Origin of the sequence: Bacillus sp. FSL K6-0069 (assembly GCF_038007785.1) — a bacterium.
Taxonomy (GTDB): Bacteria; Bacillota; Bacilli; order Bacillales; family Bacillaceae_G; genus Bacillus_A; species Bacillus_A mobilis.
This window is the reverse complement of record NZ_JBBOXN010000001.1, coordinates 559,760-578,390: the sequence shown is the minus strand read 5'-3', so window position 1 is coordinate 578,390 and position 18,631 is coordinate 559,760. Positions and strand designations below refer to the sequence as shown.

The following is an 18,631-nucleotide window of genomic DNA, read 5'->3' as shown; positions in this document are numbered from 1 at the left end:
TTTATTACACTTTAAATTTTCCAATCATCTCTTGTAATTCTTCTGCCATTTGCGATAAATGAACTGCTGCTGCATTGATTTCATCCACTGAAGCTAATTGTTCTTCTGAAGAACCAGCAATATTTTGAACGCTTGCTGCATTTTCTTCAATCGTAGCTGCAATTTCATTAATAGATGCGCTAACTTGTTTTGCATCTACTGTCATTTGTTTCGCTACTTCTACCATACTATCAATTTGTACAACTGTATCATCTGTAGACTTCAATATTTCAGCAAAGCTTTGCTTCGTTTCATTTGCAACTACAAGTCCTGATTGTACTTCTGTTCCAACTTGCTTCATAGAGCTTACTGTCTCTTTTATGTCAAATTGTATCTCTTTTACTAGTTTTCCAATTTCCGTAGAAGACTGTCCTGATTGTTCTGCTAACTTTCGCACTTCATCTGCTACAATTGCAAATCCTCTTCCTTGCTCTCCAGCTCTCGCAGCCTCAATTGCAGCATTTAATGCTAGTAAATTTGTCTGCTCTGCAATATGTTGAATCACCTCAAGAATCGCTCCAATTTGTTTCGATTTATCATCTAACAACACAATAACTTTATCTGATTGTGAAACCGAATCATGGATTAATTGCATTTGATTCACAGTTTGTTCAACTAACTTCCCACCATCTTCGGCCTTTTTCTTCGTATACATAGATGCTGTGGATACTAATGAAGAACTATCTGCAACACGCTGAATTCCTTCTGTAACTTCTTCTAATAACGTTGCGCCTTCTTCAACTTCTTTCGTTTGTATTTCCGCTCCACTCGACACTTGCTCTATCGCTTGTGTAATTTGTTCCGTCGCTTCACTCGTCTGCTTCATACTAGCTGTTAATTCTTCTGAAGATGCCGCTACATGACTTGCTGAAGTATTTATATTAGAAATGACCTTCTGTAATGATGCTGCCATCTCGTTAAAGCTTTCTCCTAGCTGTCCAATTTCATCTTTAGAATGAACTGTAATGGATTCTGTTAAATCGCCTTCACTAATTTTTTTCGATGATATAACAAGTTGTTTTAACGGATTAATTATAGAAGCAATTATGAAGTAAATTAAAATCCCGCCAATTATTAATGAAATACCAATAACAGTTATCGTTTTATAGAAAATAGGTTCAGCTGCTTCAATAATTTCTTTTGAAGGCATAATTCCTGCTATTTTCCATCCAGTTATCTTATTTGTTTTAAAAGTGATATGGCGCTCTTCACCATCTAATGTGAAATTAAAATCACCTATTTCTTGTTTATACAACTTTTTTTCAAGCTTCTCTTCTACCTTATCCCCTGGCTTCATCGTTGGATGCGCTACTACATTTTTATCTTGATCAAAAATTGCTACATATCCACTTTTACCGATATTAACCATCTTCGAAGTGTTTACGATATCATTAATAATTAAATCAATACCGAGAACACCGCTCTTATCCTCATTTTGTTTTGCTATTGTAATAACAATATTTCCTGTCGTTTTTGATTTATATGGAGCTGTAATAATTACTTCTCCACTTTTTTTCGCTGCCTCTTTATACCAATCTCTTTCTGTAGGATTATATCCTTCTGGCATTTGAATAGACGGTGATTGAATAAACTGCCCATTGCTGGTTCCAGTATAGATGGCTTCCAGTTCTGGATGTAACTTATTATATTCTTCTAGTTTATTTTGGATATTTTGTATTTGATCCGCTTGGTAACTTGATTGTGTAAATAACTTCGTAAAATAAACTGCATCTACTTTTTTACTATCCAATTCTTTATTAATTACATTATCCAAAATTTTTATATTATCTTTCGCCGATTGTGAAATCGTTTCATTAAAATTTGTCTTCGCTTGTTGATAAGACGTCCAACCAATTACAATACTTGGAAGAATTAAAATGATAACAAATGATACAAGTAACTTTGCTTTTAAGCTACTACTCCTTAATTTTCCTTGAAACATGTTTCTACCCCTCCATACCGTTTTAAATGTAATTGCCTTACATTTAATTTCTTTATATAAATCTTACGATTGAAATGTATCAGTGTGACTCTCTATATCTTTCTCTATTGAAGAGTTGATACATACCTTTTTCATTCTATATAATTTATATAATTAAAACAATATATAAAAATGTATATTATTCGAAATATTATAATTCACAGAAGAACCTCTAGTATCTCACTTACTAGAGGTTCTTCACTTTGCTATTCTTTATCTTTTGCTACTTCTTTTTTCTCATCTTCTACTACAGACACAACAGGTTTATCGTTTGATAATTGTTGTACTGCTCCTTTTCCAGCAAATCCTTCTAATAACTCTTTTAAGTCAATGCCAGAAGAAGCCTTTAATGTTTCTTGCATCGTTGCCATTAAATCAGTCGCATAACCTGCAACTTTTCCGGCACCGCTATTTTTACCACCGCCGCCTGTATCGACAACTGTAATTTTATCAATGTTGCTAAGTGGGCTTGCAACTTCCTTCGCATAACTTGGAAGCATGTTAAGAACCATATCCATAATTGCCGCTTGGCCATATAACTCAAATGCCTCTGCAATTTTTTGTTTCGCTTCTGCTTCTGCTAAACCTTTTAACCTAATAACATCTGCTTCCGCTGTACCTTGTGCTTTTTGTACTTCTGCTTTTGCTTGACCTTGCGCTTTTTCGATTTCCGCTTTCGCTAAACCTTCTACACGTACTTCTTCTGCACGAGCTCTCGCTTCAGCTTCAATCTTATATTGATCCGCATCTGCCTTTTTAATTTGTTTTACTTTCTCTGCTTCCGCTGATTGCTCAACAGCATAGCGATCTGCATCTGCTTTTTTCTTTACTTCTGCATCGTATTGCTTTTCACGACGCGCAATCTCTTTTTCTTCTAATTCAATTTGTTTCTCACGCTCAATGATTTTAACGCGCATTTGCTCTTCTGTAACACCTTGTTGCGCTTTCGCTTGTTGTAATTCGTAAGAAAGATCGGCATCTGCACGAGCTTGTTCTTGCTCTCTCTTATAAGATTGTACTTTTAACTCTTTATGTTTTTCAGCTTCAGCGATTTGGGCATCACGTTGGTATTCAGCTTCTTTCGCTTCTTTCTCAGCACGAGCTTTTTCAATACGAGCTTCTTTTTCACGCTCTGCATTCGCAATAGTTGCATCACGCTTAACTGTCGCAATTTGCGGCTGACCAAGTGCATCTAAATAACCGTTCTTATCCATGATTTCTTTAATTGTAAAGGAAACAATGCGAAGACCCATTTTCTTTAAATCTGTAGAAGCTACCTCATGCACCTTTTGAGCAAATTGCTCTCTATTACTATACGCATCTTCTACTGTCATAGAAGATAAGATAGCACGTAGATGCCCTTCTAAAACCTCTTTTGCTTCTATTTTCAACTCTTCTGTTTCTTTTCCTAAATATTGTTCAGCAGCTGTAGAAACTTCTTCAATGGTAGATCCTACTTTAATAATAGAAACACCGTTTACTGTAATCGGTACACCTTGTTTCGTATACGTATCACGTGTTCCCACTTCTAACTTGTAGTTTAATAGACTTAAAGGCTCTGCTCTTTGCATAATCGGAACTACGAAAGTACCGCCACCACGAATAATCTTAATCTTCTTTCCATCATCAGTGGTAACTACATTTTTCCCGCCACCAAGCCAGTTTCCAGTAACAATTAATGCTTCATCTGGTCCAACTGTTCGATACTTTGTAATGAATACTAAAATGAGTAGAATTAAAATTGCGAGTAATACTCCACCGATAATTAATGGAATCGTCATGTAAATTCCCCCTTATAATTTTGGTTTCTTTAAAGAATAAGCGATGTTCTGTACAAGCAAAACACCATCTTGGACTCCCTCGATAATAACTTCAGTTCCTTGTGAAATATCTTTCTTTCCAACTGTTTTAGCTAGGATTGCATTGTTTCCAAATTGGGAGGAAATTAATACTTCACCAAATCCTTCTGTAGGAATAGTCGTAATGACCTCTCCCTTACAACCAATGAATTCATCCATACGCTGCACAGTGTTTTGTTCTGCTTCTGCGATTGGCTTTAAAATTAATATTTTCATTATGAAAACACCAATAAAGGATATAGCAAATGCAGCCCCAAAAATAAGAATGCTATTAAAGGAAAATAAATATTCTCCTATATAACTAAGTCCACATAACATGGCGAAAAAACTAAGTAATAAAGTAACAACGGATACAGATCCGCCTCCAAAACTAAATATGGATTCAAATATATCTCCAAAAAAGATATAAATAACAGTGAGTATAGTAGCAATAATAAATCCGTATAAATAAATTGTTTCAAGTGGATAACCAAACAAAGCCATTTCTTATCCCCCTCTCTTAAACAATCCCTTTTTTGTTATGTGTATGCCCCACCTCTTTCAAAGATTATAGTTCTTAATTTTCAGTTATTTACCCTTTAAAGAAAAGCCTGTAAGACAGGCCCCTAAAAAAGAACAGGAGAAACCTATTGTGACAGGCTCCTCCTAGTAAATAACCGATATATTATATATCTATATAATATACTATTTTCCACAAAAAGTAAAGTTAAACATACATTGGAAAAGCACTTATTTTACTGATAATTCGTACGTTCCATCGCCATTATCATATTTATATACATACAAATAATACTTACCTGGTTTTGCACCAAATTTTGCTTCTATATGATTTCCATTAGCTTGACCGTAAGCTGCATAATTTTGCATATCTGATTCATGGTGAAGTACCCATGTCATCCCGATTCCATACTCATTTAAAACGGAAATATCGATATCTTTCGCTGATGCTACATTAAATGTATAAACATCAGTGTGATCTCCGCCGATAAGGCTACCTTTTATAGTAGTGTTTAGCCCAATACGATTTGCTTCCTCTGGACGATTATTTGGTTCTGATTCTGTTAAACTTCCATCTTTAATCGTAACAGTTGTTTCGCTTCTGTTCTCTTTACCTTTATCATCTTTTACTCTTAACGCTACCTTATAAGTTCCTTCTCTTTCATATGCATGTACTGGATTAACCTCTGCACTTGTGCTTCCATCTCCAAATTCCCATAAATAAGAAACGATTTTTCCATCTTCATCATTTGAGCCATCACTTTTAAATCGAATACCTTCTTTTACAAGTCCGTTATAAGGCCCATTTATAGTAACTGTTGGGGCTTTATTTTCTCCGTCATCTTTTGCGATACCGTGGAAGACTACATCATATTCAAATTGCTTTGAGCTATTCACACGGTAATTGACGAAGTATGCTGTAATAGTTTTGTAGCCACTCCATTCTTTTTGTGCCAGTTGTTCTAGCGCTTCATTTACTTTCTTACTCATTGCATTCCAGTCTTCTGCCTCACCTTTTGTTGCACTACCCGTATACGTACCTTCTAATGTAAATGTATTAAAGAATTGTGAGCTATGTTTTTTCATTTTCCCATCTTTCATAGGCATCGTATCACTAATTTCTTTCTCTACTGCTGTTAGTGATTTCGGTGCATGTTCAGCTAAATAATCATTTGCTACTTCCGGCACATTATATTTATCTTGATTATCAATTAGCTGTTGCATATAATCTTGATACTCTTTATTTAGTTTAGAATCTTTACTTAGCTTTTCACGATATACATCATAATTTTCCACGTCATTTGCACGAATTAAATCTTGAATTTTATCAAATGTTTCAAATTGATGTGTATATAAATAAGACTGCAATGCGAATGAGTAATTATAGAAATCCCAAGAACCATATTTAGCAAATAATGTGCGCTCTGCTGTATAACGGCTTGCAGGATCAGATGATAATCCACTAATAATGCTCTTTCTCGGTACTACATTATTTGTACGAGTAGATCCTGCGAAAAATTCTGCATTTCCTTCTTGGAACCAAGTTAATCTCTCATTTTGATACATATCTCCTCTTCCAAATAAACCTGGCACTTCAAATCTACCTTGAAGATAATGAGTAAACTCATGACGGAATAACTCTTCTAAGCTATAAATACTTTGTTCTGGCGTACGCTCATATGTAAAGAATGTTCCTGTTTCTTCAATATAAATTCCACCGTTGTTTGTTTCATATCCATACAGTTGTCTATTTAACTGATACTCCTCTGGACTGTTATAAATTACTATCGTTAATACATCATCCGCATTGCCTGGCTCTAACGCTTTATCATTTCCAATTACACGATGATACTGTGCTTTTACTTCCTTTGCAGCCCAGTATAGTCTCTTAATTTTTTCTTCTGATACTTTATCCCCTGTTTTAAACACAATAGATCCATCATCGAATGTGTACGTTTTTGGTAAGTACTGTTCTTTTCCTTCTTTACGTATTTTCTCTAAATCTACTGTATTCCCGCTATAATCTTTCCCGTTATAATTTGTTGTAATTTGTTCTACTGCAACAAAATATGGCTCACTTAAACGCGGGTACATATGCATTGCTTGTGTAACAACCTCTAATCCTTTATTAGGATTACTATGAAACTTCCCTAAACGACTAGCGAAATAAATTCCATTATTAACGAGCCACTTGTTTTCTGATGTTACTTCATTTAGAAGAGCGATACGATTTATTTCATTAATAAACCCATCTACTTTCCCATACCACATTGTATCTTTTGCCTCTTTACGAGTTTCAAATAAATAAGATTGCATATCATAATCAATACCTTGCATCATATCGTATACAGCTTGTCCTTTCATACGATCGTCTACATACGTACGAAGATTATCATTGTATTGTTTTAAAATATTAGCTGCGTATTGAACCGTTTCTACATCACTTGAAGCATTGCTGATTAATTTACCGTATGCAGATACGACTGAATCTTGCTCATATGTACCAAGCTTAAAGTTTGGATTGGTTGCAATTGCTTTTAAAGCAGGTAAACATTTATCCTGGAAGCTTCTCTCATTTAAATCGCTTAATTCATTATTGTAAAATGAGAGATAAAAAGCTGAACGTAACACTTCCGTAAACGTTTGAATTCCTTTTGAATCATCTTTCGTAAACGTACTACCTCGGTGAGTTAATTCATCTATAACCGCTTGCATTTTCCCTTTGTCTTTATAAAAAGCCTTTGCATCTTCATTGAACTGGAATAAGTCTGTAATTTGATTCCATTTAATACTTCCTAGTGTTTCAACCAATTCTTGATTATTCATTTTGTTTAAATCAGCCATTGAATAACTTTCTTTAACTTGCTTAACTTCTGAGCTCTTCATAATAGATGCTGGTCGCTGCGAGAAGTCTCCTACTTGTAACCGTTCTTTAAACGATAATGTCTCCTCAGCTTTAGAAACGTGCCCAATCTCATCTACTGGCTTTTCAATTCCAACCGGTCTCGAATGCAATACATTATATGGCACCTTTTCTTCTGCTGATACATGAGTTTGAATTGCCCCCAGTGATAGAGCCATTGTACTAATGCTAAGCATTACTTTATTAATTGTTGATTTCTTGTTCATATCCTTGCCCCCTATTCAAATATTCCATTCACGAATTTAACATAAAATCTAGATACAACAATATAAAATGCAATATTTCATATTATTTCTTCTTACATTTTGTACATATCGTGAACAACCTTCCCTTTATCTAACCTCCAATAGTTATGAATCTATGGCAATTAAACAGTCCCTTCACACGCGTAAAAAAGAGAATTTTTTGACAATTAACCCTTTAATTGTTATGATTAATATAATTGTTAACTTTATTAAACAAGGGTGGGATTCTATGATAAAAAAAGAGAACAGTGTATTTTATATCTCCATCTTGCTAACAACATTATTCATCATATGGGGAATTACCCCGGCAAGTTGGATACAAGGCTATGATTTACAAAGTGTTACATCTTCCTTAAACTCATTTATCCTCAATAAATTTGGATGGTTTTACTCTCTACTTATGACCGCAATGATTATTTTAGCCACTTATTTAGCATTTTCTAAGTACGGTTCTATTCGTCTTGGTAAAGATGGAGAAAAACCACAGTATAGTTATCCATCTTGGCTATCCATGTTGTTTGGAGCAGGAATGGGAATTGGACTCCTCTTTTATGGAATCACTGAACCGATTTCACATTTTACAGATCCATTAACAGGAAACGCAGGTACAGAGGAAAGCGCCAAACTCGCCATGCAGTATTCATTTTTCCACTGGGGACTCTTTCCGTGGTCACTATACGCGATGGTTGCTTTAACAATTGCATATTTCACATTCCGTAAACAAAAAGGTAGCACAATTGGGGCTACAGTTACTCCATTATTTAATCGATCGAAAAATTCTCCTATCGGAAAAACAGTCGATATTTTAGCTGTTTTAGCCACAGTATTCGGTATTGTGCCATCTGTTGGGATTGGTGCTCAACAAATCGCCGGAGGATTAAGCTATTTATTCCCTTCTATTCATAACACTTTACTTACACAGCTCGTACTTATCGCCATCTTCGCTGTTTTATATTTAACAAGCGCACAAACGGGCTTAGATCGTGGGATTAAATATTTGAGTAACTTAAATTTCTCTCTTGCAGGTATATTACTCATCTCCTTTTTACTTTTAGGACCAACTGTATTTATTATGAAATATTTCACATCTACACTCGGTTCTTATATCGGAGCTTTACCTAGTATGGGATTAAATTTAGGAGCATTTAATGAAAAATCTTCTTCTTGGATTGAAAACTGGACTATTTTCTATTGGGGATGGTGGATCTCTTGGTCTCCATTCGTCGGTACATTCATCGCTCGTATTTCTAAAGGGCGCACAATAAAAGAATTTATTATTGGAGTTGTATTAGTCCCAACTCTTATATGTACATTTTGGTTTGCAGTATTTGGCGGTACGGCTATCCATATGGAAATGTTCCAATCGCTTGGAATAGCTGATGAAATTGCAAAAAACGGTACAGAGATTGGATTATTTGCTGTTATTTCACACCTACCATTCTCTACATTTTTAACGGTTATCGGGTTAATTTTAGTAGCCACATTTTTCGTTACTTCTGCCGACTCGGCAACGTTTGTTGTTTCAATGCAAACGAGTAACGGAAGCTTATCACCGAAAAATAGTTTAAAACTTATATGGGGATTAACAATCGCGATCATTGCAGCTCTTTTATTACAAGCTGGAGGATTAAATGCACTACAAATTGCAGCTATAATCGCAGCACTACCATTTTCTATCGTAGTCGTTCTTATGGTTACTTCGCTCTTTAAAGAGCTGCGAAAAGAAGATGTTAATTCGCAAACGAAAGAAGTTCCGAAAAAAATAAAAAAAGTTATGTAACGATTAGCACCTCTTCTTTCAGGAGAGGTGTTTTCTATTTTCATTTCATTTATTTTCCTAAAACAAATAAAACCTACTTGTTTTATAGGAATTATATGTTATTATAAAGGAAATAAATTGAATGTTTTTACATATTTTACTAACTTTTAATCTTTTTTTCTTGATATCTAAATGAAAGGAGGTTGTCCATGTGGAAATAGACATCGATTTTATGAGGGAACAAATCCCACTATTCCTAGATAGTGCACTATTAACTTTAAAAATCGCATGTATCGCCATTATCATTTCATTACTTATTGCGAGTATAAATGGTTTAATCTTGTTCTTTCGAGTTCGCATTCTACATACATTCGTTCGCGCTTATGTAGAGGTAGCTCGAAATACCCCTTTACTCATTCAATTATTTTTCTTATATTTCGGTTTACCATCATTAGGTATTACATTATCTAATTTTTCAATCGCATTACTTGCAATGTGTTTTTTAGGTGGTGGATATATGACAGAGGTCATTCGATCGGGTCTCGATTCAATAGCCAAAAGCCAAGTGGAATCAGGATATGCCATTGGATTAAATAAATGGCAACTATTTAGATTTGTAGTTTTACCACAAGCCACAACTATTTCTGCACCAGCCTTATTTGCAAATTTTATCTTTTTATTAAAAGAAACATCTATCGTTTCTGCGATCGCTGTTCCTGAATTGTTGTATACAACAACAAACTTAATTTCAATTTATTACAAAACATCTGAGATGCTCATTATGCTAACTGCTTCCTATATCTTTCTTTTTGTACCACTATCATTTCTACTATCTTGGTTAGAAAGGAGAAATCGTTATGGGCAATTCGGGCATTAATCTACTAATTGAATCACTCCCGCAATTGCTAAAGGGACTAGAACAAACATTATTAATTGCATTATTTACAATCATCATTAGTACAATTGGTGGAATTCTATTTGGAATTATCCGTACATCAAAGATTGCTATTTTAAGATTCATTTCAAGAACTTATATTGAATTATTTCGTTCTATCCCAATCCTTGTTTGGTTGTTTCTTTTCTTTTTCGGCCTTCCAATCGCTCTAGGGATAGATGTTTCTAGTACAGTAGCCGCTATTACAGCTCTATCATTATGGGGAATCACAGAAATTGGAGAAATTGTAAGAGGAGCACTTCAGTCCTTACCAAAGGGCCAAGTAGAAGCTGGAAAATCTATCGGAATGAATAAGAATCAATTGTATCAATATGTACTCATTCCCCAAACAATCCGGCGAATGATTCCAGCTACAATAAACATCTTCATTCGTATTATTCAAACAACATCTTTGACCGTTTTAATTGGTGTAACTGAAGTCATAAAAGCTGGGCAACAAATTGTAGAGCGAACAGGAGAAGCATTTCTCATATACGGTTGCTTATTTATTTTCTATTTTTTGCTTTGCTATCCACTATCTATTTGGTCAAGAAAACTAGAGACAAGATGGATATAGACAATTCAATAGTTTGAGAGGAGAAAAGATATGACTGCTCCATTGTTACAATTACAAAACATCTATAAGTCATACGGTGATACCCCTGTTTTAAGAGACGTTAGCTTACAAGTATCTTCCGGAGAAGTCATCGTTATTTTAGGTCCAAGTGGCTGCGGAAAAAGTACATTACTGAGGTGCTTAAATGGTCTTGAGGATATCCAAAGTGGGCAAATGCTTTTTCATGAAGCCCCCCTTCCGAAAAACGACGTTAACTGGCAAAAACTCCGTCAAAAAATCGGAATGGTCTTTCAAAGTTATCATTTATTTCCGCATATGACTGTTTTAGAAAACATTTTACTCGGTCCCCTAAAAGTACAAAAACGAAATAAAAATGAAGTATTGAAGCAAGCGGAACAATTATTACTAAAAGTCGGTTTACTAGAGAAAAAAGGTGCCTATCCAAGAGAGTTATCTGGCGGGCAACAACAGCGTATTGCAATTGTTCGCACTCTCTGTATGAATCCTGAAGTCATTTTATTTGATGAAGTAACAGCTGCACTAGACCCTGAAATGGTCAAAGAAGTATTAGAAGTCATTATGAGCTTAGCTAAACAAGGTATGACAATGTTAATCGTCACTCATGAAATGGGATTTGCAAAAGCTGTTGCTGATCGAGTTATTTTCATGGATGAAGGAGAAATTTGTGAAACAGGAGATCCAACTACTTTTTTCACATCTCCGCAAACAGAACGTGCACAACATTTCTTAAATCAATTTTTCTATATTGAAACGGTGAAAGGAAGAGATATTATATGAAAAAGTTACTAACATTTATTATGATCGGACTGCTTTCTATTTTAGTCGTTGCATGTGGTTCAAATGAAAAGAAAACAGAAAAAACCTCAGCAAAACCAAGTGGGAAAATTGAACAAATAAAAGAGCGCGGTGAACTAGTCGTTGCTGTTTTTACAGATAAACCACCATTCGGTTACGTTGACAAAGATGGTAAAAACGTTGGATTTGAAATTGATATGGCAAAACGGTTTGCAAAAGACTTATTAGGTGATGAATCAAAAGTGAAATTTGTTCCCGTTGAAGCAGCAAGCCGTATTCCGTATTTACAATCTGATAAAGTAGATTTCGTATTAGCGAATATGACTGCAACAGATGAGCGAAAAAAGGTAGTTGATTTTACAAATCCACATTTAAAAGTAGCTGTGCAAGTGCTTGTTAAAGATGGTAGTCCTATTCAATCAGTAAAAGATTTAGAAGGTAAAAAAGTAATTGTAACAAAGGGTACAACTGCAGATATTTATTTAACAAAGAATATGAAAAACGTAGAATTGATTAAATTTGATAAAAATACAGAAGCGTTACAAGCACTAAAAGATGGCCGTGCTGATGCATATGCTCAAGACAATCTTGTCCTTCTATCTTGGGCAAACAAAAACCCTGGATTCCACTTATTAAAAGACAAATTAGGTGGAGATGACTTAATTGCTATAGCAGTGAAGAAAGGTAACAAAGAAGTGCATGATTGGGTAAATAAAGAGCTTGAAAAACTAGGAAAAGAAAACTTCCTACATACACTATATGACAAACATCTAAAAGAAGAATTCGGTCCTCAAATTACTCCTGCATCCGTTATTACTGAGGGCGGCAAATTAAATTAAATTAAATTAAATTAAATAAAACCCATTCGTATGAATTATAATCTTCATACGAATGGGTTTTTACTCTATTATATAGTGTTGTAAACATGCTTTCTCCTCAAAACCTACTTTCTTGTATAACTTCATCGCACGATCATTATTCGTATTCAAACATAACTCTATCTCTCTCATCCCGTGGAACGAGAAAATATACTGAATAGCAGCTTGTAATAACCGCTCTCCGACACCTTTTCTTCTACTATTTTCAGCACTTGCAATAAATTCGATATTCGCTTCTTGAAACTCCGGATTTACTTCAACATATACGTAACCTTCTAACTTATCATCCTTCATACTTACAAATAATTTATTCGTATCACTTAAACGTTCGATAATTTCATTTCCTTCATAATATGTATTAGGAAAAGTATTATTGTGTAAAGAGATAAACTGCTCAAATACTTTTGGTAAAGCTTCTTCTACATTACATATACTACGTTCTTCCACAATACTATGGCTTAAACTGAAAATACTATGTCGATCTTGTTCTTTTGCATATAACTCCTTCATTAGGCGGGCACAATTATTATTTTCCACATGATAAAAACCATAAAACTTTTCAATATGAAAAGGCACCTTTTCGATAAGTTCCTTCCACATATGTAAAGCAACTTCTTCCCAATTCGCTGAAAGAATAAACGGTCCCCAAATCTCTGCACATTTTTTTACTTCATCCACATCAAATCCTAATACACCTATTAAATTATTATTCTCATAAGTAGCAACAAAAGATTGTTCCCATCCTATATCCGAAAAATCATGAATAATTGTCTGTAACAACTCCTCTTTCTCATCTCCACAATAACCAACATGATGAGTAGCATCTTTATTCATATTCGCAATAAATGCTGCCACCTCTTCGATTTTCAAAATAGAACTAACATGCATAACCTCTCCTCCTTCTCTAATACATTTACACTTTTTCCATTTATATCCTTCAAAAAAAGACATTATCATAAGCATATTTCAAAATGAAATCGCCATAATAATGTCTTCTCAAAAAATCATATAATTATTTTACGTTATAGTAAGATAAAACGTTTTTATTTCTTAAATAATTTCTTTCTAAATACAAACATACTTAATGCTGAAAGAACTAATGCTAAGCCACCAAATAAAGATACATTATTTTCTTGCCCACCTGTTGCTCCTAATGATTTCTTACTTTCTTCTTGTTTATTAACAGCTGGTTTACTTTCTTTCATTTTTTGATTCTCTACTACTTTTTCTTTCACAACTTGATTATTCACGTTTTGTTCTTGAACTACTGCTGATTGATTTACTGCGTCTTTCGATCCTTCAACTTCTTTTGCCGGTTCTTTTACCTCGACTTTCGATCCTTCAACTCCTGTTGTTGGTTCTTTCACTTCTTCTTTTGGTTCTTCAACCTCCGCTGTTGGTTCTTTTACTTCTTCTTTTGGTTCTTCAACCTCCGCTGTTGGTTCTTTTACTTCTTCTTTTGGTTCTTCAACCTCCGCTGTTGGTTCTTTTGGCTCTTCTTTCGGTTCTTCAACTTCTTTTACTGGTTCTTTTACTTCTTCTTTCGATTCTTCAACTTCTTTTACTGGTTCTTTTACTTCTTCTTTCGGACCTTCAACTTCTTTTGTTGGTTCTTTTGGCTCTTCTTTTGGTTTTTCAACTTCTTTCGTTGGTTCTTTTGGCTCTTCTTTCGGTTTTTCAACTTCTTTCGTTGGTTCTTTTGGCTCTTCTTTCGGTTCTTCAACTTCTTTTACTGGTTCTTTTACTTCTTCTTTCGGTTCTTCAACTTCTTTTGCTGGTTCTTTTACTTCTTCTTTTGGTTTTTCAACTTCTTTTGTTGGTTCTTTTGGCTCTTCTTTCGATTCTTCAGCTCCTGGTGTTGGTTCTTTTGGTTCTTCTTTCGCTACTATATTTTGCATAACCGTACCACTGAATAATAGAGATAGACCGTGATAATTTCCGTTTAAGGAGAATGCATAAACTTTTTCTCCTGGGGTTTTCCATACGACTGTTCCTCTATCGGTAACGATACCGTCTTCACTCTTCAGTTCAATATCTTCGAAGATTTCTCCCTCTAAATCGTAGATAGGAATTTGGATTTCTTGATTCATTTGTCCATCTTCTAAAACAATTTTTTGGTTTTTAATATCAACTGTTATCCATTGAGCCAATTGAATGACCGGTCTTACATCACGAATCTCATTTCCAGCTAATTTCAAGCTAAGTAAATCAAGCATAGAAGATAAAGTAGAGATATCTTTAATCTTATTATCAGATAAATTTAACCACTGTAAGTTTTTCAAGCTAGCTAATGGAGAAATATCTCGTACTTTATTGCCCATCATTTCAAGCTTATTTAATTTGCTAACTTTGCTAATCTCATCTAAATTATTGATTTCATTATTATTTACTAACAATGCATCTAGATTTTCCAATTGATGAATTCCATCCAAAGCAGCATTATCCAGTTTATTATTTGATAGGTCTAGATTTTTTAATTTCTGCATCTTAAATAGTTCGGGAACATTTTTTATACCGTTATTGCTAATATTTAATTTTTCAAGATTCTCTAATGAATGAAGCGGTTTAATATCTTCAATTTGATTATAGGATAAATCTACTGACTTCAAATTTCTCAAACCTGAGATAAATTCCACATTTTTCATATTAACATTTTGTAATGTCAATTCTTCCATATTTGTCATTAATTCTAATCCAGAAAAATCTGTTATGCCCTCTTTTTTCCCATCCGTAATTTTCAAAGCCTTAACTGTTAATAAATCTTCTTTCGTTATAGGTGTATTTACATTTTTACGTTCAAAATTATGTTTATTCATGTATTGTCTTAGTTTCATATCTTGAATTACGTTCGAACTCTCTTCTCGTTTTTCAACGATATTTTGTATTACCCTTCCTTGGAACCTTATCTTACTTTCGCCAGTATCCATCTTAAATTCATACGTTTTTTCTCCAAGGCTATTCCACTTTATTGCTCCGTTCGTAATACTTCCGCCTTCACTCTTCCACTCAATATTTTGAAGTGCTGTCCCATTTAAATCATATACAGGAATTTTCACTTCTTTATTCATGTAGGCTTCATCTAAAAAGACTTTTTGTCTTTGAGCATCAATCTTAATTCGTTTTCCTAATTCATGAATAGGTCTTATATCACGAATCTCATTTGTCGCAAGTTTTAAATCATATAAATTGTTCAAATTACTAATTGGTGATACATCCGAAACATAGTTTTCTTCTAAGTTAAGTGATTGTAAGCCAGCTAGTTTAGATAATGATGTAATATCTTTAATATCATTTTTTTGAAGATCAAGTTCCACAATGCCACTCATCTTACTAATTGGTTCAATATTTACAAGCCCATTACTTCCTACCCCTAATGTCCCTAACTTATTCATTTGCTCAATGCCTGTAAGATCAGTAATCTTATTATTACTTACATATAGCTTTCTTAAAGAAGAAACATTATATAAAGGCTTTATATCACTAATTTTATTACCTGATAAGTTAATTGTTCTAACCTTTTTAAGTTGACTCAGTGGAGTAATGTCAGCAATTCTATTATTTTGTAGCTCTAATATATCCAGTCTTTCTAAGTTTACAAGCGGCTCAACATTTTCTATTTTATTAAAAGATAGATCAACTACTTTTAAACGTTTTAGCTGTGAAATAGGAGCTATATTTCGTACATCAGACCCTTGTATTATTAGTCTTTCTAGATTTTCCATATACTCTAATCCTTTTAGACTCTCAATTCCTTGACCTGCATATATATTTAACTCTTTAATTTCTTTTAAATCTTCTTCAAATATAGGTTCATTTACATCTTTTCTATTTAATACAGTTTTATTAATTACTTGTTGTAATCGTTTATCACGTATGATATTTTGTGTATCTTCAATTTGTTCTTCTTCATCCTCTTCTATATCGCTTTCTACAAATGTACGCATGTTTACTTCAAACTGAATTTTGAATTCCTTATCGTACCCTAAAGTGGGAATTAAAATATGCATTTGCATATTATATCTTTTTCCTAACTCACCTACTTCGAATTGTATAACTTTCGTTCCATGTTTTCTTTTATCTTCTGAAAGCACCTTTACATCATGGAAGACACCTGGCTCTTTACTATCTTCGACTTTCAGATAGTCAAAGAAATCACTATCTTTTAATGTTGCTGTAATTATTCTTTTCCCATTTTCAATCGTCAGTTTTGGATCTTTTATATATACAGTTGCATATGACTCTTCATTTGAGTTATCTTTATAAGCCTTAATTACCACATCAAAAACATGTTTCTTTGGACTTTGTGCAGCCATTTTCTCTATAGTAGCAGTAGCCGCTAAGACCGGTGTAGCATAAACAGCAAACGGCAACGATAATGTCGCAGCCACTAACATTGCATTTATATGTTTTCTTTTATTTTTTTTCAACTTTACATCTCCTCCAAAATATATAAATCTAAATGTAATCATATCTCGAATAAATGATAATGATTTTCATTTTCATTGTCAACTAGAAAAATGAAAAGTTTACAAAAAAATAACCCCTTTTTAAAGGGGTTATGCCATTTTCTCTCCTGCTTCTTCTCTAAAAAAGCTCTTCATCGCGTGGAATACATCTGCTTTTTGCTTTAAAATATAATATCTGAAATTCTCATCTTTAATATTTTTATAGGCTGACATGAGGGTACTGTGGCGATTGTATTGGTTCACTTCCCCATATCCAAACATGTTACACTTCTTCATCAACTCTTCAACAAGCTTTACGCATCTAGCGTTATCTGATGTTAAATTATCACCGTCTGAAAAATGGAATGGATAAATATTATAGCGGTCTGGTGAATATTTATTATCGATTAACTCGAGTGCTTTTTTGTATACAGAAGAACAGATTGTTCCGCCACTTTCTCCTTTTGAGAAAAACTCTTCCTCTGTAACGACTTTTGCTTCCGTATGATGGGCAATGAACTCAATATCTACTGTTTCATACTTCGTTCTTAGAAATCTTGTCATCCAGAAAAAGAAGCTACGTGCCATATACTTCTCCCATATTCCCATCGATCCACTTGTATCCATCATCGCTAATACAACTGCTTTTGAATCTGGTTTTAATACTTCATTCCAAGTACGGAACTTTAAATCTTCTTGGTGAATTGGATGGAAGGATGCTTTACCACGCATTGCATTTCGTTTATATGCAGATATCATCGTTCGTTTCTTATCAATATTTCCCCATAATCCAGTTTTTCTAATATCATTAAATTCAACATGTTCAATCCGGTTTTCATCCATTTCTTTTCTCTTTAAATTAGGCAGCTCTAACTCTTTGAAAAACGCTTGCTCTAATTCTAGAATAGAGACTTCAGCTTCATAATAATCTTCTCCAGCCGCATCTCCTGCTCCTTGCCCTTTTCCTGGTCCTTTTTGCTTTTGACCACCTGATCCATCTCTCGCAACGACATCACCAACTTTGCTGTCACCATTTCCTTGCCCAACGTGTTTGTTTTTATCATAATTGTATCTAATCTTATATTCATCTAGAGAACGAATTGGTATTTTTACAACATCCTTGCCATTAGACATAACTATACTTTCCTCTGTTACAAGATCGGGTAAATTATTCTTAATTGCCTCTTGTACTTTTTCTTGATGGCGTTGTTGGTCGTCATATCCTTTGCGATGGAGGGACCAGTTTTCCTGTGAAATCGTATAATTTGGTTGGTTTTCTTCACCCATTTCTTTCCCTCCTTACTGTAATTGTCTTTCTATATGAACAGCAAGCTAGAAATTTTATTTTATACTGTGCAAGCAAGAATGAAAGGTAACTGCCCATCGAAATTCATCCCATAAACATATATAACGTTTTTCATATAATACCCCGAGCATTCTAAACAAAATTTTGCCACTCACATACTAGAAAGAAACATTCAGCCGTTGATAAGAAAGAAACACAATGCATAGTTGCACACATTTACACTTTGCAACATATTGTATTGTGTTGGCTTTTTTCGTATGAATGGTTGGTTACTCTATCATATGCATATTGTAAAAATAATTGACAATAAATTCATGAAATTGCATCTTAATTTATTATATTTGGACAAGGTATGACACTTTACACATATG

Annotated in this window: 12 protein-coding genes and 1 pseudogene; 5 read left to right on the top strand and 8 right to left on the bottom strand. The window is 34.0% G+C overall.

Annotated features, from left to right (window positions below; all coding sequences use genetic code 11):
• Positions 1-4: 4 nt before the first annotated feature.
• The 5 genes and pseudogenes from MHB74_RS29170 to colA form a co-directional block, all read right to left on the bottom strand.
• A complete protein-coding gene (locus MHB74_RS29170; RefSeq protein ID WP_416241272.1) occupies positions 5-865 on the bottom strand; it encodes a methyl-accepting chemotaxis protein in 861 nt (286 codons plus the stop codon).
• An 81-nt stretch (positions 866-946) separates the two neighbouring features.
• Positions 947-1,981: pseudogene (locus MHB74_RS29165) on the bottom strand (HAMP domain-containing protein); the annotation flags it as partial.
• Positions 1,982-2,226: 245 nt separating this feature from the next.
• On the bottom strand, positions 2,227-3,801 hold the full coding sequence (locus MHB74_RS02940; protein WP_000155003.1) for a flotillin family protein: 1,575 nt from the start codon (positions 3,799-3,801) through the stop codon (positions 2,227-2,229).
• Positions 3,802-3,813: 12 nt separating this feature from the next.
• Positions 3,814-4,362: an NfeD family protein gene (locus tag MHB74_RS02935; protein ID WP_001173143.1), complete on the bottom strand. Its 549-nt coding sequence runs from the start codon at positions 4,360-4,362 to the stop codon at positions 3,814-3,816.
• Between the two features lie 246 nt (positions 4,363-4,608).
• A complete protein-coding gene (gene colA, locus MHB74_RS02930) occupies positions 4,609-7,506 on the bottom strand; it encodes a collagenase ColA (protein ID WP_061677008.1) in 2,898 nt (965 codons plus the stop codon).
• Positions 7,507-7,774: 268 nt separating this feature from the next.
• Here colA and opuD point away from each other — a divergent pair, with 268 nt between their 5' ends.
• From opuD to MHB74_RS02905, 5 genes are all read left to right on the top strand, one after another.
• A complete protein-coding gene (gene opuD, locus MHB74_RS02925; protein WP_061677015.1) occupies positions 7,775-9,325 on the top strand; it encodes a glycine betaine transporter OpuD in 1,551 nt (516 codons plus the stop codon).
• A gap of 190 nt (positions 9,326-9,515) precedes the next feature.
• Complete coding sequence (locus MHB74_RS02920; protein ID WP_061677009.1) at positions 9,516-10,181, top strand: amino acid ABC transporter permease; 666 nt, start codon at positions 9,516-9,518, stop codon at positions 10,179-10,181.
• Positions 10,162-10,815: an amino acid ABC transporter permease gene (locus MHB74_RS02915; RefSeq protein ID WP_061677010.1), complete on the top strand. Its 654-nt coding sequence runs from the start codon at positions 10,162-10,164 to the stop codon at positions 10,813-10,815. Before MHB74_RS02920 ends, MHB74_RS02915 begins: the two co-directional genes overlap by 20 nt.
• Positions 10,816-10,845: 30 nt before the next feature.
• Entirely contained in the window at positions 10,846-11,613 is a 768-nt protein-coding gene (locus tag MHB74_RS02910; protein ID WP_061677011.1) for an amino acid ABC transporter ATP-binding protein, read from the top strand.
• The gene (locus tag MHB74_RS02905; protein ID WP_061677012.1) at positions 11,610-12,470 is read left to right on the top strand and encodes a transporter substrate-binding domain-containing protein; all 861 of its coding nucleotides are present in this window, start codon (positions 11,610-11,612) and stop codon (positions 12,468-12,470) included. The genes MHB74_RS02910 and MHB74_RS02905 overlap by 4 nt, the downstream gene beginning before the upstream one ends.
• Positions 12,471-12,530: 60 nt before the next feature.
• Here the strand turns inward: MHB74_RS02905 and MHB74_RS02900 are convergent, their stop codons facing one another.
• The 3 genes from MHB74_RS02900 to yhbH form a co-directional block, all read right to left on the bottom strand.
• Entirely contained in the window at positions 12,531-13,397 is an 867-nt protein-coding gene (locus tag MHB74_RS02900; RefSeq protein WP_061677013.1) for a GNAT family N-acetyltransferase, read from the bottom strand.
• Positions 13,398-13,552: 155 nt separating this feature from the next.
• On the bottom strand, positions 13,553-16,936 hold the full coding sequence (locus MHB74_RS02895) for a leucine-rich repeat domain-containing protein (protein ID WP_340843831.1): 3,384 nt from the start codon (positions 16,934-16,936) through the stop codon (positions 13,553-13,555).
• A gap of 129 nt (positions 16,937-17,065) precedes the next feature.
• Positions 17,066-18,241, bottom strand: a complete 1,176-nt coding sequence (yhbH, locus tag MHB74_RS02890; RefSeq protein ID WP_061680187.1) for a sporulation protein YhbH — start codon at positions 18,239-18,241, stop codon at positions 17,066-17,068.
• Positions 18,242-18,631: the final 390 nt, after the last annotated feature.